At 53.0% G+C, this 25350-nt stretch carries 16 protein-coding genes, 1 tRNA gene, 3 rRNA genes and 2 pseudogenes; 20 read left to right on the forward strand and 2 right to left on the reverse strand.

Annotated elements, in window-relative coordinates; translation table 11 throughout:
• From dnaA to PM3016_RS00100, 20 genes and pseudogenes are all read left to right on the forward strand, one after another.
• Entirely contained in the window at positions 1-1362 is a 1362-nt protein-coding gene (gene dnaA, locus PM3016_RS00005) for a chromosomal replication initiator protein DnaA (protein ID WP_013913823.1), read from the forward strand.
• Between the two features lie 231 nt (positions 1363-1593).
• A complete protein-coding gene (dnaN, locus tag PM3016_RS00010) occupies positions 1594-2736 on the forward strand; it encodes a DNA polymerase III subunit beta (RefSeq protein ID WP_013913824.1) in 1143 nt (380 codons plus the stop codon).
• A 12-nt stretch (positions 2737-2748) separates the two neighbouring features.
• Positions 2749-2964, forward strand: a complete 216-nt coding sequence (yaaA, locus tag PM3016_RS00015; protein ID WP_014368069.1) for a S4 domain-containing protein YaaA — start codon at positions 2749-2751, stop codon at positions 2962-2964.
• Positions 2964-4071, forward strand: a pseudogene (recF, locus tag PM3016_RS00020) (DNA replication/repair protein RecF). Before yaaA ends, recF begins: the two are co-directional and overlap by 1 nt.
• Positions 4072-4100: 29 nt before the next feature.
• Positions 4101-4349, forward strand: a complete 249-nt coding sequence (gene remB, locus PM3016_RS00025; protein ID WP_013913827.1) for an extracellular matrix regulator RemB — start codon at positions 4101-4103, stop codon at positions 4347-4349.
• Between the two features lie 90 nt (positions 4350-4439).
• Positions 4440-6353 (forward strand): DNA topoisomerase (ATP-hydrolyzing) subunit B, encoded by a 1914-nt coding sequence (gene gyrB, locus PM3016_RS00030; protein WP_014368070.1) that lies wholly within the window; start codon positions 4440-4442, stop codon positions 6351-6353.
• A 201-nt stretch (positions 6354-6554) separates the two neighbouring features.
• Positions 6555-9062 carry a DNA gyrase subunit A gene (gyrA, locus tag PM3016_RS00035; RefSeq protein WP_014368071.1) on the forward strand — a complete coding sequence of 836 codons (2508 nt, stop codon included), beginning with the start codon at positions 6555-6557 and terminating at the stop codon, positions 9060-9062.
• Positions 9063-9205: 143 nt separating this feature from the next.
• Entirely contained in the window at positions 9206-10276 is a 1071-nt protein-coding gene (locus PM3016_RS00040) for an HD-GYP domain-containing protein (protein WP_014368072.1), read from the forward strand.
• Positions 10277-10594: 318 nt separating this feature from the next.
• Positions 10595-12131: ribosomal RNA gene (locus PM3016_RS00045) — 16S ribosomal RNA — on the forward strand.
• Between the two features lie 280 nt (positions 12132-12411).
• Positions 12412-15341, forward strand: a 23S ribosomal RNA gene (locus tag PM3016_RS00050).
• 97 nt (positions 15342-15438) lie between these two features.
• Positions 15439-15555, forward strand: a 5S ribosomal RNA gene (gene rrf, locus PM3016_RS00055).
• The 16S, 23S and 5S rRNA genes sit together here, the layout of an rRNA operon.
• Positions 15556-15733: 178 nt before the next feature.
• A pseudogene (gene guaB / locus PM3016_RS00060) lies at positions 15734-17190 on the forward strand (IMP dehydrogenase).
• Between the two features lie 132 nt (positions 17191-17322).
• Positions 17323-18627 carry a D-alanyl-D-alanine carboxypeptidase family protein gene (locus PM3016_RS00065; protein ID WP_013913832.1) on the forward strand — a complete coding sequence of 435 codons (1305 nt, stop codon included), beginning with the start codon at positions 17323-17325 and terminating at the stop codon, positions 18625-18627.
• A gap of 118 nt (positions 18628-18745) precedes the next feature.
• On the forward strand, positions 18746-19627 hold the full coding sequence (pdxS, locus tag PM3016_RS00070) for a pyridoxal 5'-phosphate synthase lyase subunit PdxS (protein ID WP_013913833.1): 882 nt from the start codon (positions 18746-18748) through the stop codon (positions 19625-19627).
• A 40-nt stretch (positions 19628-19667) separates the two neighbouring features.
• Entirely contained in the window at positions 19668-20240 is a 573-nt protein-coding gene (gene pdxT, locus PM3016_RS00075; RefSeq protein ID WP_013913834.1) for a pyridoxal 5'-phosphate synthase glutaminase subunit PdxT, read from the forward strand.
• 11 nt (positions 20241-20251) lie between these two features.
• Entirely contained in the window at positions 20252-21532 is a 1281-nt protein-coding gene (gene serS / locus PM3016_RS00080) for a serine--tRNA ligase (protein ID WP_014368073.1), read from the forward strand.
• Positions 21533-21579: 47 nt separating this feature from the next.
• Positions 21580-21669: transfer RNA gene (locus PM3016_RS00085), tRNA-Ser, on the forward strand.
• Positions 21670-21809: 140 nt separating this feature from the next.
• Positions 21810-22157 carry a hypothetical protein gene (locus PM3016_RS00090; protein WP_014648961.1) on the forward strand — a complete coding sequence of 116 codons (348 nt, stop codon included), beginning with the start codon at positions 21810-21812 and terminating at the stop codon, positions 22155-22157.
• Positions 22158-22174: 17 nt separating this feature from the next.
• Positions 22175-22357, forward strand: coding sequence for a hypothetical protein (locus PM3016_RS00095; RefSeq protein WP_013913837.1), 183 nt, complete (start codon positions 22175-22177; stop codon positions 22355-22357).
• A 23-nt stretch (positions 22358-22380) separates the two neighbouring features.
• Positions 22381-22524 (forward strand): hypothetical protein, encoded by a 144-nt coding sequence (locus PM3016_RS00100; protein ID WP_013913838.1) that lies wholly within the window; start codon positions 22381-22383, stop codon positions 22522-22524.
• Between the two features lie 86 nt (positions 22525-22610).
• On the opposite strand, the gene PM3016_RS00105 is transcribed toward PM3016_RS00100, so the two are convergent.
• Together PM3016_RS00105 and helD are read right to left on the reverse strand one after the other, a co-directional pair.
• On the reverse strand, positions 22611-22796 hold the full coding sequence (locus PM3016_RS00105) for a hypothetical protein (protein ID WP_013913839.1): 186 nt from the start codon (positions 22794-22796) through the stop codon (positions 22611-22613).
• Positions 22797-22934: 138 nt separating this feature from the next.
• Positions 22935-25265 carry an RNA polymerase recycling motor HelD gene (helD, locus tag PM3016_RS00110; RefSeq protein WP_013913841.1) on the reverse strand — a complete coding sequence of 777 codons (2331 nt, stop codon included), beginning with the start codon at positions 25263-25265 and terminating at the stop codon, positions 22935-22937.
• Between the last annotated feature and the right edge of the window lie 85 nt (positions 25266-25350).

Consider the following 25350-nt stretch of genomic DNA (forward strand, 5'->3'; position numbering starts at 1 on the left):
GTGGAGAGCCATCCTAATGACCAGTGGCAGCAAGTACTTCTAATATTGCAAAAAAGGGTGAGCAAGCCGAGCTATGAAACCTGGCTCGCGTCCACAAGGGCCGTTGTGTTCAACAAATCGACGGTGACCATCTGTGCACCCAACAAATTTGCAAGAGAATGGCTGGAAGACCGATACACAAAACACATCAATGAAGCCATTGTCGATTACATGGGCCACCCGGTCGAGCTCAAATTCACGATTGAAGATGAGCAAACGGAAGCTGCCGGCACTCCATCCGAAGCTCTGCCGGTGAAACCGAAGCAGCCGCCTGCAGCTGAAGAAACCTTCAGCCATATGATGAATCCGAAGTATACCTTCGATACATTCGTCATCGGTGCGGGGAACCGGTTTGCACACGCAGCGTCGCTGGCCGTCGCTGAAGCGCCGGCCAAAGCCTATAACCCGCTGTTCCTGTACGGAGGCGTCGGACTCGGCAAAACGCACTTGATGCATGCGATCGGTCATTTTGTGCTCGAGCATAATCCGAGCGCGCGCGTACTATACATCTCATCCGAGAAGTTTACGAACGAGTTCATCAATGCCATCCGGGACAATCGTGGCGAGAGTTTCCGCGCCAAATACCGCAGTATCGACATTCTTCTCATAGATGATATTCAGTTCCTGGCCGGTAAAGAACAGACGCAGGAAGAATTTTTCCACACGTTCAACGCGCTTCATGAGGAGCGCAAGCAGATCATCATTTCGAGTGACCGCCCGCCGAAGGAGATCCCGACGTTGGAAGAGCGCCTGCGCTCCCGCTTCGAGTGGGGGCTCATCACGGACATTCAGCCTCCGGACCTGGAGACGCGGATCGCCATTCTCCGCAAGAAAGCGAAGGCGGAGAATCTCGATATTCCTAACGAAGCCATGGTATACATCGCCAACCAGATCGATTCGAACATTCGGGAGCTTGAAGGCGCCCTGATTCGTGTGGTGGCTTATTCGTCTCTGATCAATGAGGACATTACTTCCCATCTGGCAGCTGAAGCACTCAAGGATATCATTCCGAGCTCCAGGCCGAAGGTTATTACGATTCAGGATATCCAGGCGAAGGTCGGGGAATTCTACGGACTTAAGATTGAGGATTTCAAAGCGCGGAAACGGACCAAAACCGTAGCATTTCCAAGGCAGATCGCCATGTATCTTGCCCGCGAGATGACGGATTTCTCCCTGCCGAAGATCGGGGATGCCTTCGGGGGCCGGGACCATACGACGGTCATCCATGCCCACGAGAAAATTTCTGCGGCGCTGAAGGTGGATCAGGATCTCTATAAGATCATCCAGAACATCAGCGAAAAAGTGAAAAACGTGACGATGTGAGTCACTATATACGCGTTTTTATCAGTTATACACAGGCCAGACCCTTGGGATAACCAATCGAATAACGAAGAGCCTATGCACAAACTATTCACATGTGGATAGGCTTTTCTTATGCCCCTTTCGGGTACATATCCACATATCCTCAGCCCCTACTACTATTACTAATAAAAAAAAGGTAATATAGAGGTATATGCCGTATCCGACTATTTTAGAACCTGTAGGAGTGACATTATGAAGTTAACGGTACTGAAAGAATATCTGAACGAGTCCATACAGCACGTATCGAAGGCCATTTCCAGCAAAACGACCATTCCCATCCTGGGCGGTATCAAAATAGACGCGGATTCGACCGGAATGACGTTGACCGCAAGCGATACGGACATCTCCATTCAGAGCTTTATCCCTAAAGAGAAGAACGAAATTTCCGTTATCGATCTGAAACAGACCGGCAGCGTCGTACTGCCATCCAAATTTTTTGTCGAGATTATTCGAAAGCTGCCGGCGCAGCAGGTTGAAATCGAAGTAAAGGAAGGTTTCCACACCACTATTCGCTCCGGTTCTTCCGAAATTCAGCTGGTCGGCCTCGATCCGGAAGAATATCCGATCATGCCCGGCATTGAAGAGAACAAGCGGATCCAGATTCCAAGCGATCTGCTCAAGACGATGATCAAGCAGACGGCTTTCGCCGTTTCGACGAATGAGGCCACTCCTATTCTGACGGGAATCCTGTGGACCATTGCCGACGGCAAGCTCAAGTTCACCGCCTGTGACAGACACCGTCTGGCCAGCCGCGAAACGAGCATCGATACCGAAGAAGGGCTCGTTCTGAATAATGTTTCGATCTCCGGCAAGACGCTGAATGAGCTGTCCAAAATCCTGCCTGATCAGAACACGCTGATCGATGTCGTGTTCGCGGAGAACCAGGTGCTGTTCAAGATGAGCTCCATTCTCTTCTACTCGCGGATTCTGGACGGTACGTATCCGGATACGTCGAAGCTCATCCCGCAGTCTTACCAGACGGAGCTTGTCATTAACACCGATGACCTGGCCGATGCGATCGACCGCGCTTATTTGCTGTCCCGTGAAGAGAAGACCAATATCGTCAAGCTGATCATGCGTGAAGATCAGACGATCGAGATCTCCTCCTCTTCTTCCGAGCTTGGCAAAGTAACCGAGGAGCTGACCGCCTCCCGCCTGAATGGTGAACTGCTGCGAATCTCTTTTAACTCCAAGTACATGCTTGATGCGCTCAAGGTAATGGATTCCGAGCAGATTCATATCGGGTTTACCGGTGCCATGCAGCCGATCATCATCCGGCCGGACGAAAATTCGAGCCTGCTGCAGCTCATCCTGCCCTACAGAACGACAGGCTAAAGGAGCATATCCATGAAAACCGTATCTATCCACACCGAATACATCACCCTCGGCCAGTTTTTGAAACTAGCCGACTGCATATCCACAGGTGGACAAGCCAAGCCTTTTCTTGAAGAAACGCCGATTACCGTGAATGGAGAGCCGGAGAACCGCCGCGGCCGGAAGCTGCGTCCTTCCGACATCATCAAGGTGCAGGGCTGCGGGGAATTTCAGGTGGTCCAGGGCTGATGCAGTTAACCCGGCTGGCACTGCAAAATTACCGCAATTACGAACAAATGGAGTTTCGGACCGATGCGATGGTAAACATCATTGTCGGGCCGAATGCGCAGGGGAAGACGAATCTGCTGGAGTCCATCTTCGTGATGGCCCTGACCAAGTCCCACCGGACCAATCAGGACAAGGAGCTTATCCGATGGGATACCAAAGCTGCACAGCTGCACGCCGAAGTAGATAAGCGCTACGGAGCCGTGCAGCTGGATTTGTCTATTTCCCACCAGGGCAAGAAGGCTAAGATTAACGGGCTGGAGCAGAAAAAGCTGAGTAATTTCATCGGCTCATTGAACGTCGTCATGTTCGCACCGGAGGATCTTGAGATCGTGAAGGGCTCCCCGGGCGTCCGGCGGCGCTTTCTTGATATGGAGATCGGTCAGGTCCATCCCTCCTACTTGTACGATCTGTCGCAGTACAACAAAATTCTGGTGCAGCGCAATAATTACCTCAAACAGCTGTTCTCCTCTTCCTCTCCTGCTCCCCTTTTTGGAAGTTTGGAATGAGCAGTTGGCTACTTTTGGTATTAAAATCATGAAAAAACGTCAAAGCTTTATAAAGAAGCTGCAGGCCTGGGCGGAGAAGATCCATTCTGGGATCACAAACGGCGGAGAACAGCTGCGAATTGACTACGAAAGCCCGCTGTCCGGCAGCCTGGAGGAAGATGAAGCTGTTTTATTTGACCAATTTATGATAAAGTTATCACAGGTAAAGGATCAGGAGCTGCGGCGCGGCGTGTCGCTGGTAGGGCCTCACCGAGACGATTTAAGGTTCTATATCAACGGCAAGGAAGCACAGACGTTCGGTTCTCAAGGTCAGCAGCGGACAACCGCGTTGTCGCTGAAGCTGGCCGAGATCGAGCTGATTCATGAAGAGGTTGGCGAATACCCGCTTCTTCTGCTGGATGACGTGCTGTCCGAGCTCGACCGCTTCCGGCAGACGCAGCTCATCGAGACGTTTCAGCGCAAGGTGCAGACCTTCATCACAACGACCGGCATCGAAAGTGTGGATGTTTCCAAACTCGAAAGCGCTTCTGTCATTCATGTACGCAGCGGAAGCTTGACATAGATAGTTATGCCGATAAGGAGAGGGCCTGCATGTTTATCCATTTGGGCGGGGAGAAAATCATTCGCGCATCGGAGCTTGTCGCCATTTTTGACTTATCCATCGAAAAATCCTCTAAAATATCCAAGCAGTTCGTAACCTATGCCAGCAAGGAGAAGCGCGTGGAAGTCATAGGCGACGAAGAGAGCAAATCGCTGGTGGTCACCCAGTCCAAGGTGTACTATTCCCCGATCTCTTCCATGACGCTCAAGAAACGCGCTCATCAGCTGCTGACGAACTAGCACGACCATAAAGCCTCTCTGCTCAGATATAAACTTCTTAGAAAAGGCTTCGAAAGAAGCTTTTCTTATTACGGAAAAGTGGGTGTCTGCATGTCTGTAAATCCAGGTACGACCTATGATGAAAGTCAGATCCAGGTGCTTGAAGGTCTGGAGGCGGTACGAAAGCGGCCCGGTATGTATATCGGCTCGACGAGCGCCCGGGGCCTTCATCACCTGGTGTGGGAAGTTGTCGACAACAGTATCGACGAAGCGCTTGCGGGGTACTGTACGCGCATTGAGGTTATTGTTCACAAGGACAATTCCATTACCGTTATCGACAACGGCCGCGGTATTCCGGTAGGGGAACATCCCAAGCTCAAAAAATCGACTCTCGAAGTCGTGCTCACTCATGCCGGCGGAAAGTTCGGTGGCGACGAATCCGGATATAAGGTTTCCGGCGGACTTCACGGCGTGGGTATATCCGTCGTTAACGCTCTGTCCAAGAAGCTGGTCGTCCAGGTCAAGCGTGAGGGCAAGGTTCACCAGCAGGAATTCAGCTGTGGTGTGCCGCAGTATGACCTCAAGATCATAGGGGAAACGGAAGAGACGGGGACCCAGGCAACTTTTTGGCCGGATGAAGAGATCTTCAAGGAAACGACCGAGTATGATTTCGATACGCTTCAGTCCCGGATCCGGGAGCTGGCGTTTCTCAATAAAGGCATTGAAATCGTTTTGACCGATGAGCGTTCCGATGTGTCCAATTCCTTTATGTATGAGGGCGGGATCGTCTCCTTTGTCGAGCATTTAAACCGCAACCGGGAACCACTGCACGAGCCTCCGATTTTTGTGGAGGGGGAGAAAGACAATATTACGGTGGAAGTTGCCCTGCAGTACAATGATACGTACGCGGAGAACATTTATTCGTTTGCGAACAATATCAATACACACGAGGGCGGAACGCATGAGTCTGGCTTCAAGAGTGCATTGACCCGGATCTTGAACGAGTATGCGCGTAAGTACAATACGATTAAGGATAACGATGCGAACCTGTCCGGCGATGACGTACGCGAAGGCCTGACAGCCATCATTTCCGTGAAAATCCCTGAGCCTCAATTTGAGGGACAGACGAAGACCAAGCTGGGCAACAGCGAGGTGCGGGGGATTGTGGAGTCTCTCTTCTCCGACAAGCTGGAGGAATTCCTGGTTGAGAATCCGTCCGTAGCCAAAAAAATTGTGGAAAAAGGTGTTCAGGCTCAGCGTGCAAGGGAAGCAGCCCGTAAGGCGCGTGAACTGACTCGGCGCAAAAGTGCACTGGAAGTCAGCTCTCTGCCGGGCAAGCTTGCCGACTGTTCCTCCAAGGATGCTTCGATCAGCGAAGTTTATATCGTTGAAGGAGATTCCGCGGGAGGCTCGGCCAAACAGGGCCGTGACCGTCATTTCCAGGCTATCCTGCCTCTGCGCGGAAAAATTCTGAACGTAGAGAAGGCCCGACTCGATAAGATTCTGTCCAATGCGGAGATCAGGGCGATTATTACTGCTCTGGGCACAGGTATTGGTGATGATTTCGAGATTACCAAGGCCCGCTACCACAAGGTCATCATCATGACGGATGCGGACGTCGACGGAGCGCATATTCGGACGCTGCTGCTCACCTTCTTCTTCCGCTACATGCGCAAACTGATCGAAGCGGGATTCGTGTACATCGCTCAGCCGCCTCTCTATAAGCTGGAGCGGAACAAGACCATCCGTTACGCGTACAACGACAAGCAGCGCGAGGCCATCATGGCGGAGTTCGGTGAAGGCGCCAAAGTCAACGTCCAGCGCTACAAGGGTCTAGGAGAGATGAACCCGGGCCAGCTGTGGGAGACAACCATGGATCCCGACAGCCGTACGCTGCTGCAGGTCAGCATCCAGGACGCCATCGACGCGGACGTCGTGTTCGATACCCTGATGGGCGATGCGGTTGAACCGCGGCGCGACTTTATTCAGCTCCACGCAAGATACGTGAAGAACCTGGATATTTAATCCATGATTGTATTACCCATATCCGGACCCTCGGGTCCACATGCGGATCTGCTGCAGCGAGGCGCGTTTCATTCGGCCTGCAGCAGTTTCGCGGTTTTCGGGGATCTAGCAGTCCCTCGCATGAGAACGTTGTTTTTATATTGTCCTACCATCATCCTTTGACTTAAGGCCTAATCCAGTGAAGTAATGTAGGAGGTACCAATGTCGGAAGAACCTCGTTCGCAAGTAAAAGAAATTGATATCGGTTCGGAAATGCGCACCTCCTTTATGGACTATGCGATGAGTATCATCGTCTCCCGTGCGCTCCCGGATGTCCGGGACGGCTTGAAGCCGGTTCACAGACGGATTCTCTTTGCCATGTCCGAGCTCGGCATGTCCCCGGACAAGCCGTACAAGAAGTCTGCGAGAATCGTCGGTGAAGTAATCGGTAAGTATCACCCTCACGGGGATTCTGCCGTGTATGAGACGATGGTCCGTATGGCACAGGATTTCTCACTGCGCTACATGCTCGTAGACGGTCACGGAAACTTCGGTTCCATTGACGGCGATATGGCGGCGGCCATGCGTTATACGGAAGCCCGTCTGTCTAAGATTGCCATGGAGCTGCTCCGTGATATCAACAAAGAAACGATCGACTTCGTTCCGAACTATGACGGTGAGGAACAGGAGCCGGCCGTACTCCCGTCCCGTTTCCCCAACCTTCTGGTGAACGGTCTGTCGGGGATCGCCGTCGGGATGGCAACCAACATTCCGCCGCATAACCTGACAGAAGTGATCAATGGGGTTCAGCAGCTGATCCAGAACCCGGAGGTCACTCCGCTGGAGCTCATGCAGTCGATCAAGGGGCCGGACTTCCCTACCGGCGGTTATATTATGGGCCGTGAGGGAATCAAACAGGCGTATGCGACCGGCAGAGGCTCGGTCATTATGCGTGCGAAGACCCTGATTGAGGAGAACGGCAACAAAGCCAGAATCATCGTTTATGAGCTGCCTTACCAGGTAAATAAGGCGCGGTTGATCGAGAAGATCGCCGAGCTTGTGCGTGAGAAGAAAATCGACGGGATTACGGACCTTCGGGATGAATCGGACCGCAACGGCATGCGCATCGTGATCGAACTGCGCAGAGATGTCAATCCGAATGTCGTTTTGAATAATTTGTACAAACAGACCGCCATGCAATCCAATTTCGGTATTATTATGCTGGCTTTGGTCAATGGCGAACCGAAGGTGCTTAATCTTCGTGATGTGCTGTTCCACTACCTGGAACACCAGAAGGTAGTCATCCGCCGCAGAACCGAATTCGAACTGCGCAAGGCGGAAGCACGTGCCCATATTCTGGAAGGCCTGCGTATAGCACTCGATCATCTGGATGAAGTGATTGCGCTCATCCGTGCTTCCCGTACGACGGAAGAGGCCAGAGAAGGCCTCATGACCCGGTTCGGGCTCAGCTTCGATCAGGCACAGGCCATTCTCGACATGCGTCTGCAGCGTCTCACCGGGTTGGAGCGGCAGAAGATCGAGGAAGAATATGCCGAGCTTCTCAAGAAAATCGCCGAGTACAAAGCCATTCTGGCTGACGAGCAGCTCGTTCTGGCGATTATCAGTGAAGAGCTCAATGAGATCAAAGAGAAGTTCGGAGACGAACGGCGTTCCGAAATTACGATCGGTGAGGAAAGCATCGAAGATGAGGATCTCATTCCTCAGAGCGATGTTGTCATTACCATCACCCATACCGGCTATATCAAGCGACTGCCTGTGACGACATACCGCAGCCAGCGCCGCGGCGGCAAAGGGATTATGGGGATGGACACGAAGGATAAAGACTTTGTGGAACACCTCTTTGTCACGAACACGCACCACTATCTGCTGTTCTTTACGAACAAAGGTAAGGTCTACCGTTTGAAGGCTTATGAGATTCCGGATCTCAGCCGTACGGCCAGAGGAACGCCGATCATCAACCTGATTCAGATTGAACAGGGGGAGACGATCAATGCGGTCATTCCGGTGGAATCCTTCGATTCGGACAAGTATCTCTTCTTTGCATCGAAGAAGGGACTTGTGAAGAAGACCTCGCTGGACGATTACAGCAACATTCGCAAAGGCGGTTTGATCGCAATCACGCTGCGCGAAGACGATGACCTGATTGGCGTGCGACTAACGGACGGCAACCAGTCCATCATCATGGGGACGGCACAAGGCATGTCCATCCACTTCCCGGAGAACGAAGTGCGCCCGATGGGCCGCTCAGCTACGGGGGTCAAAGGTATTCAGCTCGATGAGGAAGACCATGTGATCGATATGGACGTCGTTCATGAAGATAACAGCGTGCTGATCGTAACTTCGAAGGGCTTCGGCAAGCGTACGCCGGTATCGGAGTACCGTCTTCAGTCCCGCGGAGGCAAAGGGATCAAGACCCTGAACGTGACGTCCAAGAACGGACCTGTCGTTGGTCTGAAGGTCGTGCAGGAAGAAGAAGATCTGATGATCATTACCGCTTTCGGAACGGTGATCCGGACGAGCATGTCGGGTATTTCTCTGATGGGCCGCAACACCCAAGGGGTAAGGCTCATTAACATCCGGGAAGAAGATGAAGTATCTACCTTGGCCCGGGTGGAGAAGAGTGATGATCCGGCGGATGACGCGGAAGGTGAGGAATCCGAAGAGATTCAGGGGACCTCGGAAGGCTTTGATGAAACGTCGGAAGAATAACCAATACTATCCGAAAAGAATGGGGCTTACATCCCCATTCTTTTTGATTTATAATGGTTGTACATAGGTCTTCGGTCTTGTTTTGAGGAAAGGGGACCTGATCTTCGAGAGTTGGCATACTGAAGGCAAAGTGAGGGATTATAATGGCATCCGTCCCTGTTTCCCAATTGAAGTACGGCGACAGAATCAGTGATAACGTAGTAACGAAGAGGAATCAGGTCCTGTTCCCCAAAGGCAGAGTGATCTCCGGCAGGGATGTGGAAATTCTGCAGGCCTTCCTTATTTCTTCGGTTGAGATAGAATCCAAGAATGGGAGCAGAGAGACGGCAGCCGAGTCACCGGTTCCTTCCGATGTGCCGGAACCCGTCAAATCTACCTTCCAAGAACAATATGATAAGATGCTTCGCCTGCTGAAGCAGGTGTTTGATGCTGTCGGCCCTGGGGGACAAGCTCTTCCTATTCTCGAAATCCGGACGGCGTTGGAAGGCCTCATTCGGCACATAGACCAATATAATGTCCTAACCTTCAGCCCCAAGGTGTTTCAGCTCACCGACTATATGTATCATAACAGCATCATGGTTGGACTCACCTCGTTTCAATTAGCGAGATGGCATGGCTGTGCTCCCAAAGATCTGATTCCTATTGCGCTGGCCGGTCTTTTGCATGATATCGGGAACGCCAAGCTGGACACCTCCATCCTGTTTAAGCAGGACGCGCTTACGTCAGCGGAGTTTGAAGGTATGAAGAAGCATACAATCCTCGGGTACAATATTTTAAAAGGCGTGGCCGCCATTAATGAAGGGGTGAAGCTCTGCGCCCTGCAGCACCATGAACGGGAGGACGGCACGGGCTATCCGCTGGGCATTTCAGGCGACAAGATCCATTCGTACGCGAAGATTGTGGCCGTGACGGACATGTTCCATGCCATGACGTCCGATCGGTTCCATAAGAAGGCCAAGTCACGTTACCTTGTGCTTGAAGAGTTACTCCAGGAGTCCTTCGGCAAATTGGACCCGGCTATCGTCCAGACATTCATTCAAAAAGTAACATCGTTCCATAACGGAACCTTAGTCAAGCTCAGTGACGGACGCACCGGGGAGATCGTGTTCTCGGACCGCTCCAATCCGACAAGGCCTTGGGTTAACGTTAACGGGGCGATTATTAACCTGACGGTGGAACGGAGTCTTTATATTTTGGATGTACTGCCCCAGTAGAGAAACCGAAAATCAAGGCAAGGGTTATTGCTTCTTATTTGAGAAAGAAAAGTCTTCGCTTGCCTTACAAGCGGAGGCTTTTTTGATTATGCAGTTTTTTTAAAAAAACTCTTGCATCTTGGTAGGCGGCTGTGATATATTAATCAAGTCGCCGCTGAACAGGCGGGGAAATGAAAGATTAGATTGCCCTTTGAAAACTGAACAACGAGTGAGTGTTAAATATAGAGACTCAGCGATGAGTTTCTGCCAAGCTAGTTGCAATTGTGATGCCGATTTCGGCGGCGCAATTGTCAACCGTAATGAGTCATCAGCTTTTCTTTAATGGAGAGTTTGATCCTGGCTCAGGACGAACGCTGGCGGCGTGCCTAATACATGCAAGTCGAGCGGAGCACTTCGGTGCTTAGCGGCGGACGGGTGAGTAACACGTAGGCAACCTGCCTGTAAGATCGGGATAACTACCGGAAACGGTAGCTAAGACCGGATAGCTGGTTTCGGTGCATGCCGGAATCATGAAACACGGGGCAACCTGTGGCTTACAGATGGGCCTGCGGCGCATTAGCTAGTTGGCGGGGTAATGGCCCACCAAGGCGACGATGCGTAGCCGACCTGAGAGGGTGATCGGCCACACTGGGACTGAGACACGGCCCAGACTCCTACGGGAGGCAGCAGTAGGGAATCTTCCGCAATGGGCGCAAGCCTGACGGAGCAACGCCGCGTGAGTGATGAAGGTTTTCGGATCGTAAAGCTCTGTTGCCAGGGAAGAATGTCGTGGAGAGTAACTGCTCTGCGAATGACGGTACCTGAGAAGAAAGCCCCGGCTAACTACGTGCCAGCAGCCGCGGTAATACGTAGGGGGCAAGCGTTGTCCGGAATTATTGGGCGTAAAGCGCGCGCAGGCGGTCTTTTAAGTCTGGTGTTTAAGCCCGGGGCTCAACCCCGGTTCGCACCGGAAACTGGAAGACTTGAGTGCAGGAGAGGAAAGCGGAATTCCACGTGTAGCGGTGAAATGCGTAGAGATGTGGAGGAACACCAGTGGCGAAGGCGGCTTTCTGGACTGTAACTGACGCTGAGGCGCGAAAGCGTGGGGAGCAAACAGGATTAGATACCCTGGTAGTCCACGCCGTAAACGATGAGTGCTAGGTGTTAGGGGTTTCGATACCCTTGGTGCCGAAGTAAACACAATAAGCACTCCGCCTGGGGAGTACGCTCGCAAGAGTGAAACTCAAAGGAATTGACGGGGACCCGCACAAGCAGTGGAGTATGTGGTTTAATTCGAAGCAACGCGAAGAACCTTACCAGGTCTTGACATCCCTCTGAAAGCCCTAGAGATAGGGTCCTCCTTCGGGACAGAGGTGACAGGTGGTGCATGGTTGTCGTCAGCTCGTGTCGTGAGATGTTGGGTTAAGTCCCGCAACGAGCGCAACCCTTGACTTTAGTTGCCAGCATTGAGTTGGGCACTCTAGAGTGACTGCCGGTGACAAACCGGAGGAAGGTGGGGATGACGTCAAATCATCATGCCCCTTATGACCTGGGCTACACACGTACTACAATGGCCGGTACAACGGGAAGCGAAGTCGCGAGATGGAGCGAATCCTTAGAAGCCGGTCTCAGTTCGGATTGCAGGCTGCAACTCGCCTGCATGAAGTCGGAATTGCTAGTAATCGCGGATCAGCATGCCGCGGTGAATACGTTCCCGGGTCTTGTACACACCGCCCGTCACACCACGAGAGTTTACAACACCCGAAGCCGGTGGGGTAACCCGCAAGGGAGCCAGCCGTCGAAGGTGGGGTAGATGATTGGGGTGAAGTCGTAACAAGGTAGCCGTATCGGAAGGGGCGGCTGGATCACCTCCTTTCTATGGAGTCCATGTCACCTGCAGGGTGGCGGACAAATATGGCAGCGCAAGCTGCATCGACCGCGCAAGCGGGACACTCACTCGTGTTCAGTTTTGAAAGGTGCAATGCCTTTCAAACTTGGCTAGGCTGTCAAAAGCTGATACTTGTATCGGCCGCGGCGCCATGCTAAGATAACGTTCCTGCCAGTGAAACGGCGGTGAACATGGTTTGTTCCTTGAAAACTGGATAGCGAAACAAAGCAAATAAAGCTGAAACATCCAATGTTTCGAATAGCGATTAGGTTAAGCTATTAAGAGCACACGGAGGATGCCTAGGCACCAGGAGCCGAAGAAGGACGTGGCGAACAACGATAATGCCTCGGGGAGCCGTAAGCAGGCTTTGATCCGGGGATGTCCGAATGGGGAAACCCACATGTGGTAATTCGCATGTACCATGCAGTGAATACATAGCTGCATTGGAGGCATACGAGGGGAACTGAAACATCTAAGTACCCTCAGGAAAAGAAAACAATAGTGATTCCGTCAGTAGCGGCGAGCGAAAGCGGAACAGCCCAAACCAAGGAGCTTGCTCCTTGGGGTTGTAGGACGTCAATGTGGGTTAAGCAGAGTAGGCGAACAGGTCTGGAAAGGCCGGCCAGAGTGGGTAAAAGCCCCGTAACTGAAATTCTGCGAACACCCTAGACGGATCCTGAGTACCGCGAGACACGTGAAACCTCGTGGGAAACCGGCAGGACCATCTGCCAAGGCTAAATACTCCCTGGTGACCGATAGTGAAGCAGTACCGTGAGGGAAAGGTGAAAAGAACCGCGGGAGCGGAGTGAAAAAGAACCTGAAACCGTGTGCTTACAAGAAGTCAGAGCCCGTTAATGGGTGATGGCGTGCCTTTTGTAGAATGAACCGGCGAGTTACGTTCCCGTGCGAGGTTAAGGTGAGAAGCCGCAGCCGCAGCGAAAGCGAGTCTGAATAGGGCGACATAGTACGTGGACGTAGACCCGAAACCGTGTGATCTACCCCTGTCCAGGGTGAAGGTGCGGTAACACGCACTGGAGGCCCGAACCCACGAATGTTGAAAAATTCGGGGATGAGGTGGGGGTAGCGGAGAAATTCCAATCGAACTCGGAGATAGCTGGTTCTCCCCGAAATAGCTTTAGGGCTAGCCTCGGGTTAGCGTTGCGGAGGTAAAGCACTGATTGGGTGCGGGGCCCGCCAAGGGTTACCAAGTCCAGTCAAACTCTGAATGCCGCAAACGTGATGCCCGGGAGTCAGACAGTGAGTGCTAAGATCCATTGTCAAGAGGGAAACAGCCCAGATCATCAGCTAAGGTCCCCAAGTGTGTGTTAAGTGGGAAAGGATGTGGAGTTGCACAGACAACCAGGATGTTGGCTTAGAAGCAGCCACCATTGAAAGAGTGCGTAATAGCTCACTGGTCGAGTGACTCTGCGCCGAAAATGTAACGGGGCTAAACACACCACCGAAGCTATGAGTCCAAGGTGCAAACTTGTTTGCACCCGGGCAGTAGGGGAGCGTTGTATGCGGGTTGAAGGTTGATCGTGAGGACAGCTGGACTGCATACAAGTGAGAATGCCGGTATGAGTAACGAAAAGATCAGTGAGAATCTGATCCGCCGAAAGCCTAAGGGTTCCTGAGGAAGGCTCGTCCGCTCAGGGTAAGTCGGGACCTAAGGCGAGGCCGAAAGGCGTAGTCGAAGGACAACAGGTTGAAATTCCTGTACCACCGTGAACCGTTATGAGCAATGGGGTGACGCAGAAGGATAGTGACGCGAGCTGATGGATGCTCGTCCAAGCAGTAAGGCTGATGTGTAGGCAAATCCGCACATCGTAAGGCTAAGCTGTGATGGGGAGGGAAATTTAAGTACCGAAGGTCATGAGTTCAGGCTGCCAAGAAAAGCCTCTAGCCAGGGAGAAGGTGCCCGTACCGCAAACCGACACAGGTAGGCGAGCAGAGCATGCTAAGGCGCGCGGAAGAACTCTCGTTAAGGAACTCGGCAAAATGACCCCGTAACTTCGGGAGAAGGGGTGCCTCGGTAGGGTGAATAGCCCGAGGGGGCCGCAGTGAAAAGGCCCAAGCGACTGTTTAGCAAAAACACAGGTCTGTGCGAAGCCGCAAGGCGAAGTATACGGGCTGACGCCTGCCCGGTGCTGGAAGGTTAAGGGGAGCGGTTAGGAGCAATCCGAAGCTGTGAACCGAAGCCCCAGTAAACGGCGGCCGTAACTATAACGGTCCTAAGGTAGCGAAATTCCTTGTCAGGTAAATTCTGACCCGCACGAATGGCGTAACGACTTGGGCGCTGTCTCGACGAGAGATCCGGTGAAATTTTAATACCTGTGAAGATGCAGGTTACCCGCGACAAGACGGAAAGACCCCATGGAGCTTTACTGCAGCTTGATATTGGACTTTGGTACGATCTGTACAGGATAGGTGGGAGCCTGAGAAGCCTGAGCGCCAGCTTGGGTGGAGGCGCCGTTGGGATACCACCCTGATCGTATCGGAGTTCTAACCTGGTACCGTGATCCGGTACGGGGACAGTGTCAGGTGGGCAGTTTGACTGGGGCGGTCGCCTCCTAAAGCGTAACGGAGGCGCCCCAAGGTTCCCTCAGAATGGTTGGAAATCATTCGAAGAGTGCAAAGGCATAAGGGAGCTTGACTGCGAGACAAACAGGTCGAGCAGGGACGAAAGTCGGGCTTAGTGATCCGGTGGTACCGAATGGAAGGGCCATCGCTCAACGGATAAAAGCTACCCTGGGGATAACAGGCTTATCTCCCCCAAGAGTCCACATCGACGGGGAGGTTTGGCACCTCGATGTCGGCTCATCGCATCCTGGGGCTGAAGTAGGTCCCAAGGGTTGGGCTGTTCGCCCATTAAAGCGGTACGCGAGCTGGGTTCAGAACGTCGTGAGACAGTTCGGTCCCTATCTGTCGCGGGCGCAGGAAATTTGAGAGGAGCTGTCCTTAGTACGAGAGGACCGGGATGGACGTACCGCTGGTGTACCAGTTGTTCCGCCAGGAGCACGGCTGGATAGCCAAGTACGGACGGGATAAGCGCTGAAAGCATCTAAGCGTGAAGCCCCCCTCAAGATGAGATTTCCCAGTATGTAAGACCCCTTGTAGACGACGAGGTTGATAGGTTCGGGGTGGAAGCGCGGCAACGCGTGGAGCTGACGAATACTAATCGGTCGAGGGCTTATCCACAAGCTTCCGTAAGGAAGCGGCGGCAGTAATATAGATGTTAGATCTTTAGCTAGCAGTTTTCGTTTCCAGTTTTCAAGGTGCAAGCCTTGAACAACCGTTTGGTGATGATGGCGGAAGGGAACCACGCGTACCCATCCCGAACACGAACGTTAAGCCTTCCAGCGTCGATGGTACTTGGACCGCAGGGTCCTGGGAGAGTAGAACGTCGCCAAGCAAAAAGAGCCTTTTTGGAAATAATCCGAAAAGGTTCTTTTTTTATATTCAAAACACTGGATGAAAACCCATGAAAATGCACCTAGTTTAGGCTTGACACCAAAAATGGGCTTTTGATAAGATTGCAATAATACTTTTCGGGCTTTATATGAGGTATAACATGAAGGAGGATTATTTTTGTGTGGGAGACTAAGTTTGCCAAAGAAGGGCTGACATTTGATGACGTATTGCTGGTGCCCCGTAAATCGGATGTGTTCGGCAAAGAAATTGACATCTCAACGGAACTGACCAGTTCGATCAAGTTGAATATTCCCTTCCTCAGTTCGGCGATGGATACGGTGACGGAATCGGCCTTGGCGATTGCTATTGCAAGAGAGGGCGGCATAGGGATCATTCATAAGAATATGCCCATTGCCCAGCAAGCAGAAGAAGTGGACCGGGTTAAGCGTTCCGAAGCCGGCGTATCACCAATCCTTTCTCCCTTACTCCTGAACATCATGTGTATGATGCGGAAGAGCTGATGGCGAAGTACCGGATCTCCGGTGTGCCGATCTGCGACGAGAACAACAAGCTGGTCGGTATTCTGACGAACCGTGACCTTCGTTTCGTACATGACTACTCCATCAAAATCAAGGAAGTCATGACACGTGAAGACCTGGTCACCGCTCCTGTCGGAACCACGCTGCAGCAGGCGGAAGGGCTTCTGCAGAAGCATAAGATCGAGAAGCTGCCTCTGGTGGATGAGAACAATGTACTGAAGGGCCTCATCACCATTAAGGATATCGAGAAGGCGATTCAGTTCCCTAACTCGGCTAAAGATCAACACGGACGCCTTCTTGCAGGTGCGGCTGTGGGTGTATCCAAAGACGTGATGGAGAGAACGGCAGCTCTGGTGGAAGCCGGTGTGGACCTCATTGTAGTCGATTCGGCACACGGCCACCATATCAACATCCTGAATACGGTTCGCAAGATTCGTGAACAGTATCCGAACCTGCCGATCTGCGCCGGGAACGTAGCGACGGGGGAAGGAACAAGAGACCTCATCGAAGCCGGCGCTTCCATGGTGAAGGTCGGGATCGGTCCTGGCTCCATCTGTACGACCCGCGTAATTGCAGGTATCGGTGTTCCTCAAATCACTGCCATCTACGACTGTGCTTCCGTAGCCCGCAGCTACAATGTGCCGATCATCGCAGACGGCGGCATTAAGTACTCCGGCGATGTAGCGAAGGCGATCGCAGCCGGTGCCAGCGCCGTCATGATCGGAAGCCTCTTTGCCGGTACGGAAGAAAGCCCTGGCGAATCGGAAATTTATCAGGGCCGCCGCTTCAAAGTTTACCGCGGCATGGGCTCCCTCGGCGCAATGAAAGAGGGCAGCAAGGACCGCTACTTCCAGGAGAACGAAAGCAAACTCGTTCCGGAAGGCATCGAAGGCCGTGTGGCTTACAAAGGGCCTCTGGCGGATACTTTGTATCAGCTGGTCGGCGGTCTGCGCTCCGGTATGGGATACTGCGGTGCACGCAACATTAAGGCGCTTATTAATGAAACGAGCTTCATCCGTATTACGGGTGCGGGGCTTCGCGAAAGTCATCCGCACGACGTGCAGATTACGAAAGAAGCACCTAACTACTCGTTGTAATACATGCTTTAGAGAGACGGAAGCCCCAGGCTGCCGTCTTTCTTTTTTGTAAAGGAAAAGTCGCTTATGGTACAATAACAAAGTCATCATGGAGAACATGGTATAAAATTTTTTTTATGGGAGTTGAGTTGGTTGTTTGTACGTGCAAAGCGAATTTGTTCCACATTAGCGGTTACGTTACTCTTACATACGACATTGGCAGCAGTCCAGCCTGCAGCAGTTCGGGCAGAGGAAGCTCCTCCGGCCCAAAGTACGGAGCTTCAGCTCAATGCGAAGTCGGCCGTGCTGATGGATGCGGCAACAGGCCAAATTTTATACCAATACAATGCGGATGTAGCTTATCCGCCGGCCAGTATGGCAAAAATGATGACCGAATATCTGGTCATGGAAGCCGTGGATCAGGGCAAGCTGAAGCTCGATGAGATGGTGACGACCAGCCAATATGCGGCCGATGTTATCGGTTCCGGTCAGCTCCTTGCGGCTAATGAGCAGGCGACGGTAGACAATTTGTTCGCCGCCATGTCCATCTATTCGTCCAATGATGCATCCGTAGCCCTTGCTGAGCGGATTGCGGGGACGGAAGAAAAGTTTGCACAGATGATGAACGACAAAGCGAAGGAATTTGGATTGTCGCCTCAGGCTCATTTTAACAATGCAACCGGACTCTCGATCGCCGATCTGGGCAAATATGCACCGAAGGAAAACAAGCAGGAAACGATGCTGACGGCCAAGGATGCAGCTATCATCGCTTATCACATGATTAAGGATCATAAGAAGGTCCTGGAATATACCAAAACCTCTTCCCGTAAGTTCCGTGAGAAAGACGCGGCGCCGATGGTGAACTGGAACTGGATGCTGGAAGCCAACAAAGATAATGCTAACTTCAAGCGTTATGCTTATACGGGCTTGGACGGTTTGAAAACGGGACATACGGACGAAGCCGGATACTGTTTTACAGGCACGGCTGAGCGCAACGGCATGCGTCTGATCAGCGTGGTCATGGGAACGCCTACCGAACCGAAACGTTTTGAGGAGACCCGTAAGGTACTGGATTATGGGTTCAACAATTTTGAATCCAAACAAATTGCTGCGGCAGGTGCGCCGATAAGTTCCATGCAAACCGTGAATATTAAAAAGGGTGTGGAAACCGAAGTGCCGGTCGTCACCGAGCAGGAAATGAAGCTTGTGGTGAAAAAGGGCACGCCGGATGACCAGATTCAAGTCACTGGACAAGCAGTTGCTGACGAGGCGAAGCTGACGGCTCCGATCCAGAAGGGTCAGGTTGTCGGAACCGCCAAGGTCACGTACAACGGAAGCGAGCATACTGTCAACCTGGTCGCAGCCCAGGATGTGGAGAAGGGAAGCTGGATCCGCTTGTTCTTCCGGGCCATCAAAAACTTCTTCGTGGACACGATCAATGGGGCCAAAAAGGGATAAAACCGGGCCTCATGGGTTGTTTATTTGGAGAGGTTCATGTAGAATTATTGCTTAGTTAGTTTGTCCTATAATACCGGATCGTGGAAAAATAACGGATAGGTTTCAGGAGGAATCGGACATGGAAACAGGTACATCCCGCGTTAAAAAAGGTATGGCCGAAATGCAAAAAGGCGGCGTCATCATGGACGTCATGAATGCAGAACAGGCCCGTATTGCTGAAGCAGCAGGCGCTTCCGCCGTTATGGCACTGGAACGCGTGCCTTCCGATATCCGTGCGGCCGGCGGCGTTGCCCGCATGGCTGACCCGACAGTAGTCGAAGAGGTTATGAAGGTAGTCTCCATCCCGGTTATGGCCAAAGCCCGTATCGGTCATTTTGTCGAAGCGAAGGTCCTCGAATCCATGGGTGTAGACTACATCGATGAGAGCGAAGTGCTCACGCCTGCGGACGAAGTGTTCCATATTAATAAGAAAGAGTTCACGGTTCCTTTCGTCTGCGGTGCAAGAGATCTGGGTGAAGCACTGCGCCGGATCGGCGAAGGTGCTTCCATGCTCCGTACGAAGGGTGAACCGGGAACAGGCAACATCGTGGAAGCCGTTCGCCACATGCGTCTGATCAACGGCCAAATCCGCAAAATCCAGTCCCTGTCGAAGGACGAGCTCATGGCGGAAGCGAAGAACCTTGGCGCTCCATACGAGCTGCTGCTCCAGGTTCATGAGACAGGCCGTCTTCCGGTCGTTAACTTCGCAGCCGGCGGCGTTGCCACTCCTGCGGATGCTGCCCTGATGATGCATCTCGGCTCCGACGGCGTATTCGTAGGGTCGGGTATCTTCAAATCGGACAGCCCGGAGAAGTTCGCGAAGGCGATCGTGGAAGCAACTACGCACTACAATGACTACGAGCTGATTGCGAAGGTTTCCAAAAACCTGGGTACGCCGATGAAGGGCATCGAGATTTCCAAGCTGCATGCATCCGAGCGGATGCAGGAGCGCGGCTGGTAATTCACGATTCCATGGCTTAGCAGGAAGAAGGATGAGAGCGATGAAGATTGGTGTTCTGGCGCTGCAGGGTGCTGTGGCCGAACATGTGAAGATGATTGAGAAAGCCGGTGCCGAGGGGGTTCCGGTCAAGCGGACGGAACAGCTCGGAGAGATCGACGGCATTATCATACCCGGTGGCGAAAGCACAACCATCGGCAAACTGATGCGCACCTACGGATTCCTGGATGCCCTGCGTGAATTTTCACGTCAGGGCAAGCCGTTATTCGGGACCTGCGCAGGACTGATCGTGCTGGCGAAGGAGATTGAAGGCCAGGATGAGGCTCACTTGGGCCTTATGGATATGAATGTGGCCCGCAATGCCTTCGGCCGACAGCGCGAGAGCTTTGAGACGGATCTCGATATCAAAGGCATCGATAAGGACGTACGGGCCGTGTTCATCCGCGCGCCGCTGATCAACAGTGTAGGCGAAGGCGTGGACGTGCTGTCGGAGTACAATGGCCAAATCGTTGCGGCCCGTCAGGGTCATCTGCTTGCAGCCTCGTTTCATCCGGAATTAACCGACGATGAGCGGATGCACGCTTATTTTCTAGACATGGTACGTGAGACGAGGTAGGAGGGATCTCCTTGTTAGATGTGAAATTGCTGCGCGGCGATCTCGATCGCGTGAAACAGGGTCTGTCGAACCGGGGCGCAAACCTCGATGATCTGGACCGGTTCACAAGTCTGGATACGAATCGCAGACAACTGCTGCAAGAAGTGGAACAGCTGAAGAACCGCCGCAATGTGGTTTCTCAGGAGGTTGCACAGCTTAAGAAAGCGAAAGAAAATGCGGATCACCTCATTGAAGAGATGAAGGTGGTCGGGGACCGGATCAAGGCGCTCGACGAAGAAATCCGCGTACTGGAAGCGGACCTGGACAGCATCCTGATGTCCCTTCCGAACATGCCGCAGGACAGCGTACCTGTTGGCTCTTCGGAGGAAGAGAATGTGGAGATCCGCCGGGTCGGCGACGTGCCAGCGTTCGGGTTTGAACCGAAGCCCCACTGGGAAGTAGCCCAGGCGCTCGACATTCTTGACTTCGAGAATGCCGGCAAGGTCACCGGTTCCCGGTTTGTGTTCTATAAGGGGCTTGGAGCGCGTCTGGAACGGGCGCTTATCAACTTCATGATGGACCTGCATGCGGATCAGCATGGATACGAAGAGATGCTTCCTCCGCAGATCGTCAACCGCGACAGCTTGACCGGAACCGGGCAGCTGCCGAAGTTTGCCGAAGACGTATTCAAGCTTGAGGGTACCGATTACTTCCTGATTCCGACGGCGGAAGTGCCGGTGACGAACTATCACCGTGACGATATTTTGTCGGCGGAAGACCTGCCGAAGTATTTCGTCGCCTTCAGCGCCTGCTTCCGGTCCGAAGCCGGATCGGCCGGCCGCGATACGCGCGGGTTGATCCGTCAGCATCAGTTCAACAAGATTGAACTCGTGAAGCTGACCCTGCCGGAACAATCGAATGACGAGCTCGAGAAATTGACTGCGGACGCGGAGAAGGTACTTCAGCTCCTGAAGCTGCCTTACCGGGTGCTGTCGCTCTGTACGGGCGATATCGGCTTCTCGTCTTCGAAGACGTATGATCTGGAGGTATGGCTGCCTAACAGCAATACGTACCGTGAGATCTCGTCCTGCAGCAACTTCGAGGACTTCCAGGCCCGCCGCGCGAACATTCGCTTCCGCCGCGACGCGAAGGCCAAGCCGGAATTCGTTCATACGCTGAACGGTTCGGGACTGGCGCTCGGCCGGACGGTTGCCGCGATCCTCGAGAATTACCAGCAGGAGGACGGCAGCGTCCTGATTCCTGAGGTACTTCGGCCTTATATGGGTGGCGTGACCAAGATCAGCAAAAAGTAGACCTTGAAATTGCTTTTCCAGGTGTGATACAATGCTTCTTGTCACCCGGAGAGGTGGTCGAGTGGTTTAAGGCAGCGGTCTTGAAAACCGCCGTATCCGTGAGGGTACCGTGGGTTCGAATCCCACCCTCTCCGCCATATACATAAAATAACGACCCTAGCGGTCGTTTTTTTGTTTTTGCCGGCCGCAGCCCCGGAATGGCTTTATTTTGAGCAGTGGGGCTTGGTATAGGGACCACGCCGCTTTCACATGTTATAAGGTGTGGAGGTGGTACATGATGAGCAACAACGACAAACTGCAGATTGATTCTAAGCGCCTGGCTGAAGCTTGGCAAAACACACTGCCGCGGGTGCTCGAAGAATCGGACCGTGCCGAAGTCAAAGCAGACGAAGCGGAACCGAATGCGCTGCGCGTCCGCATCTCTACAGCAGGCCGGACGATGTACAACTTTGATTTCAAGTGTACGTATGTCGACTCCCGGGAAGTGAAAGTCGAGCTGGTTGATGTGGAGCGCGGCGGTGGGTCCGTGGATGAGCGGACGACCGTCATCCAGAACCTTGTAGACGACTACGTAAGGCATCTTCACGAGTGTGCTCAGCAGCTGCATTCCGTAACCCACAGCTAAGCCGGAGGAGGGTTCCTATGACCAAGAACAAAAGCGGTGTGGATAAAAACCTGCAGAACGTCGTGGAGGATCTTGAGGTTCGTCCGGTGAACAGCCACCAGGCACAGCAGATACAGCAGCAGACGAATGACCACCGTCACCAGGACTCGCTGAACCATGATAAAGAACCGCATGCGTTCACACTGACGGATAAGGACTAATTCGCCCATAGGAGGAGACCGACATGCCTAAAGATATTCCGCAGCCGGTGAACCCGCCGACCGGTCAGGAGAATCAACATGAACAGCGACAGCGTACGGGGCCCAAGCCGGGTTCGAAGCGGATCAAGAACGAGAATCACAGCCGTCACAACAACGGAGAAGGCTGATCCGCCGCCATGATTGTATCTATACATGAAAAGCAGCCTCTTACCCATCGTAAGAGGCTGTTGTTTTTATATGACTTAACGGGATTTTATAGATTTCCTTTTTCTACGACATGGAAACATTCGTTGAGCATCCATTGTGCCATATCTTCGTTATCCGTGTATCCGTATAACAAGGCCCCGCCGGCTACAGCATCGCAAACTTCATCAAGCATGGTGCAAATGGAAATGGAAAAATCGTCGTAAATGATGTAGTAGCAAGATTCTGCCGGCATTATGGTTTCCACCTCGATTATGAATTATCCTCATTTTACCACGAAGAAAAGAAAAAGAGAACCGTTTTTGCGCAGTTCTCTTTATATTTTTTTCGCAAATGCGCAAAAACTATTGCGCTTATATTAGATGAGCAGCTGTTAATCGAGCAGTGGAGATACGCTGCCAACCGCACAGACCGTCAGCTGGTGCATAGCCCGCGTACAAGCCGTATAGAGCAGCTTGCGTTCATTATCGTTGCCATAGCGTTTGCCGGATGCGTTATAGACAATAACGGCGTCGAACTCCAGCCCCTTAGCCAGGTAAGCCGGAAGAACAAGCACTCCCTCGGGGAAAATCCGCGTATCCTTGGTAATGAGTTCCGTTTGCAGTAAGGAAGACAGCGCATCGTTTGCGGACCGGGCCTCAGATGCTGTCTTGCAGATCACCGCAATCGACTGCTGCCCTTTCTCCCGCAGCCGGGCAACCTCCTGAGCGATCACGCGATGCAGCTCATCCGTATCCTTCACCTGAAGGATACGGGGATCTTCTCCACTTCGGTTGAAGGCTTCCACGGGTTCACCTGCCGGCAGGATCTTCAGCGTGAAATCCACAATATTGCGGGTGGAGCGGTAGCTTCTCACGAGACGGATCAGCTCCACCTGATCCTTCCCGAACAGATCGTAGACCACCCCGTACCCCGTATCGGCGGTGTCCCCACCTCCATGCGTATGCGCATAAATCGCCTGATTGAAATCCCCAAGCAGCGTCATTCGCGCGCGGGGGAACAGCCTGCGGAGGAAGGCCAGCTGGAAAGCCGAATAATCCTGGGCCTCGTCGATCAGCACATGACGCACCGCATTATACGAATGGAAGCCTTCCATAAGCCCGGTCAGGTACAGCAAAGGCGTGGCATCTTCGTAAGGCAGCTGCCCCGCTTCCATACGCTCCAGCGTCCACAGGCGCACCGCATCCCACTCCCCGGGAAGTGAAAGGGTTGCATCATCAGCGGTCCAGGATTCATCGGAGAGCATCTGCTTATACAGCAGGGCGCCGGATACGAAACGAAGAGCCTTGATCCGGCTGCGCAGGCTCTTGAACCTCTCGTGGACGACGAATTTGGCCAGGAGCAGCGCTTCCTGCTGGGCATCGTCAAAAGCTACCTCCCGCTCGCCTGCCTGCTTCTGAAGGGCATTGTAGGCTCTCTGGTAGTCTTCCTTATCGAGCAGCTCGATCTCCTTTTTAACCCACGATTTCCTGCGCTCCAGCTTGGCCAGCTCCTTCAATTCCTTCAGCAGCCATTCCTTCAGAAGGTGCAGCTTGTTGCTGAGCTTCAGGCCGGGATCCAGACGGTAAAATTCCTCAGCCATCCGTTCCCGGCTGATGAGTACCCTGCCGCGGAAGATCAGGTCTTGAAAGAGCATGCCTTCTTTCTCCAGGCGCTTCGCATACCGCTCGATCACCTCGATATAGGCACGGGATGATTTGAACCGGATACTGGCCGTACGCAGCTCATAATCGCTGTCTTCAGGCGAGAGACCCAGCAGGGTCTCGATCTGGTCATAAGCATCCTCTACCTCAAACTGGCGAGAGAGACGCAGGCGCAGATATTCCTGGTAGGTAGTCTGCTGCATATTCGCCTCGCCGAGCTCGGGGAGAACCGATGCAACATAGCTGTTGAAGAGCGCATTGGGGCTGAACAGCACCATATTATCGGCATGAAGCGTCTGCCGGTGTTTGTACATAAGATAAGCGACACGCTGCAGGGCTACGGAGGTCTTGCCGCTGCCCGCGGCGCCCTGGACGATCAGGACGGGGTGGGTATCATCCCGGATAATGCGGTTCTGCTCGCTTTGAATCGTAGCCACAATGCTCTTCATCCGGTCATCCGCATGACCGCCCAGGATCTCCTGCAGCACCTCATCGCCGATCGTGACCCCGGTATCGAAGAGCGCTTTGAGCTCCCCGCCGCGGATCATGTACTGCCGCTTGAGCTCCAGCTGCCCGTCAATGGTGCCTGCCGGGGTCTTGTAGCTTGCCGGCCCCGGCGGATAGTCATAGAAGAGAGAAGAAACCGGCGCACGCCAGTCGTACACCCAGTACGTCTGTGTCTCTTCGTCCAGCACGGAGCCGATTCCGATGTAGATCTGCTGGGTATCGTCCGTTCCGTCTTCCGTAAAGTCAATCCGGCCGAAATAGGGAGAGTTGTACATCCGGAGAAGCCGGTAACGGTTGTCTTCCGCATGCTGGAGGCTTCGTTCCTGGCCGCCCAGCATCATGGACTGCTGGGTGATCGCCGCGTACGTCTCCATAATATCGTCTCGGTTTGAGAGATTGACGGAGATGTCGCTCCAGAAATCCTTGCGCGCCTCCGCCACCGTGGTGAGGCGTTCCTCCGACAGGGCCTCCGTCCGCTTAATTTCCTCTTGAATCCGCTCCAGTACGTGCCCGAGACGCTTTTTCTCTTCCTGCCAAACCGGGTCTTGTGTCAAAGTCCGGCACCTCCTTATGCTGCTGAGCCGCATCCAAAAATTCAGTGTGGATCATCTTACCACATGGGAAGTTTTTGAAGCAACT

This window comes from Paenibacillus mucilaginosus 3016, assembly GCF_000250655.1.
In the GTDB taxonomy this organism is placed as follows: Bacteria; Bacillota; Bacilli; order Paenibacillales; family NBRC-103111; genus Paenibacillus_G; species Paenibacillus_G mucilaginosus.

Bases quoted from the DNA above. Each gene is read 5' to 3' on its own strand.
- dnaN (WP_013913824.1), top strand. From the start codon at position 1,594: ATGAAGTTAACGGTACTGAAAGAATATCTGAACGAGTCCATACAGCAC.
- PM3016_RS00095 (WP_013913837.1), top strand. From the start codon at position 22,175: ATGACCAAGAACAAAAGCGGTGTGGATAAAAACCTGCAGAACGTCGTG.
- yaaA (WP_014368069.1), top strand. From the start codon at position 2,749: ATGAAAACCGTATCTATCCACACCGAATACATCACCCTCGGCCAGTTT.
- pdxT (WP_013913834.1), top strand. From the start codon at position 19,668: ATGAAGATTGGTGTTCTGGCGCTGCAGGGTGCTGTGGCCGAACATGTG.
- PM3016_RS00105 (WP_013913839.1), bottom strand. From the start codon at position 22,796: ATGCCGGCAGAATCTTGCTACTACATCATTTACGACGATTTTTCCATT.
- gyrB (WP_014368070.1), top strand. From the start codon at position 4,440: ATGTCTGTAAATCCAGGTACGACCTATGATGAAAGTCAGATCCAGGTG.
- PM3016_RS00090 (WP_014648961.1), top strand. From the start codon at position 21,810: ATGAGCAACAACGACAAACTGCAGATTGATTCTAAGCGCCTGGCTGAA.
- PM3016_RS00100 (WP_013913838.1), top strand. From the start codon at position 22,381: ATGCCTAAAGATATTCCGCAGCCGGTGAACCCGCCGACCGGTCAGGAG.
- gyrA (WP_014368071.1), top strand. From the start codon at position 6,555: ATGTCGGAAGAACCTCGTTCGCAAGTAAAAGAAATTGATATCGGTTCG.
- remB (WP_013913827.1), top strand. From the start codon at position 4,101: ATGTTTATCCATTTGGGCGGGGAGAAAATCATTCGCGCATCGGAGCTT.
- PM3016_RS00040 (WP_014368072.1), top strand. From the start codon at position 9,206: ATGGCATCCGTCCCTGTTTCCCAATTGAAGTACGGCGACAGAATCAGT.
- pdxS (WP_013913833.1), top strand. From the start codon at position 18,746: ATGGAAACAGGTACATCCCGCGTTAAAAAAGGTATGGCCGAAATGCAA.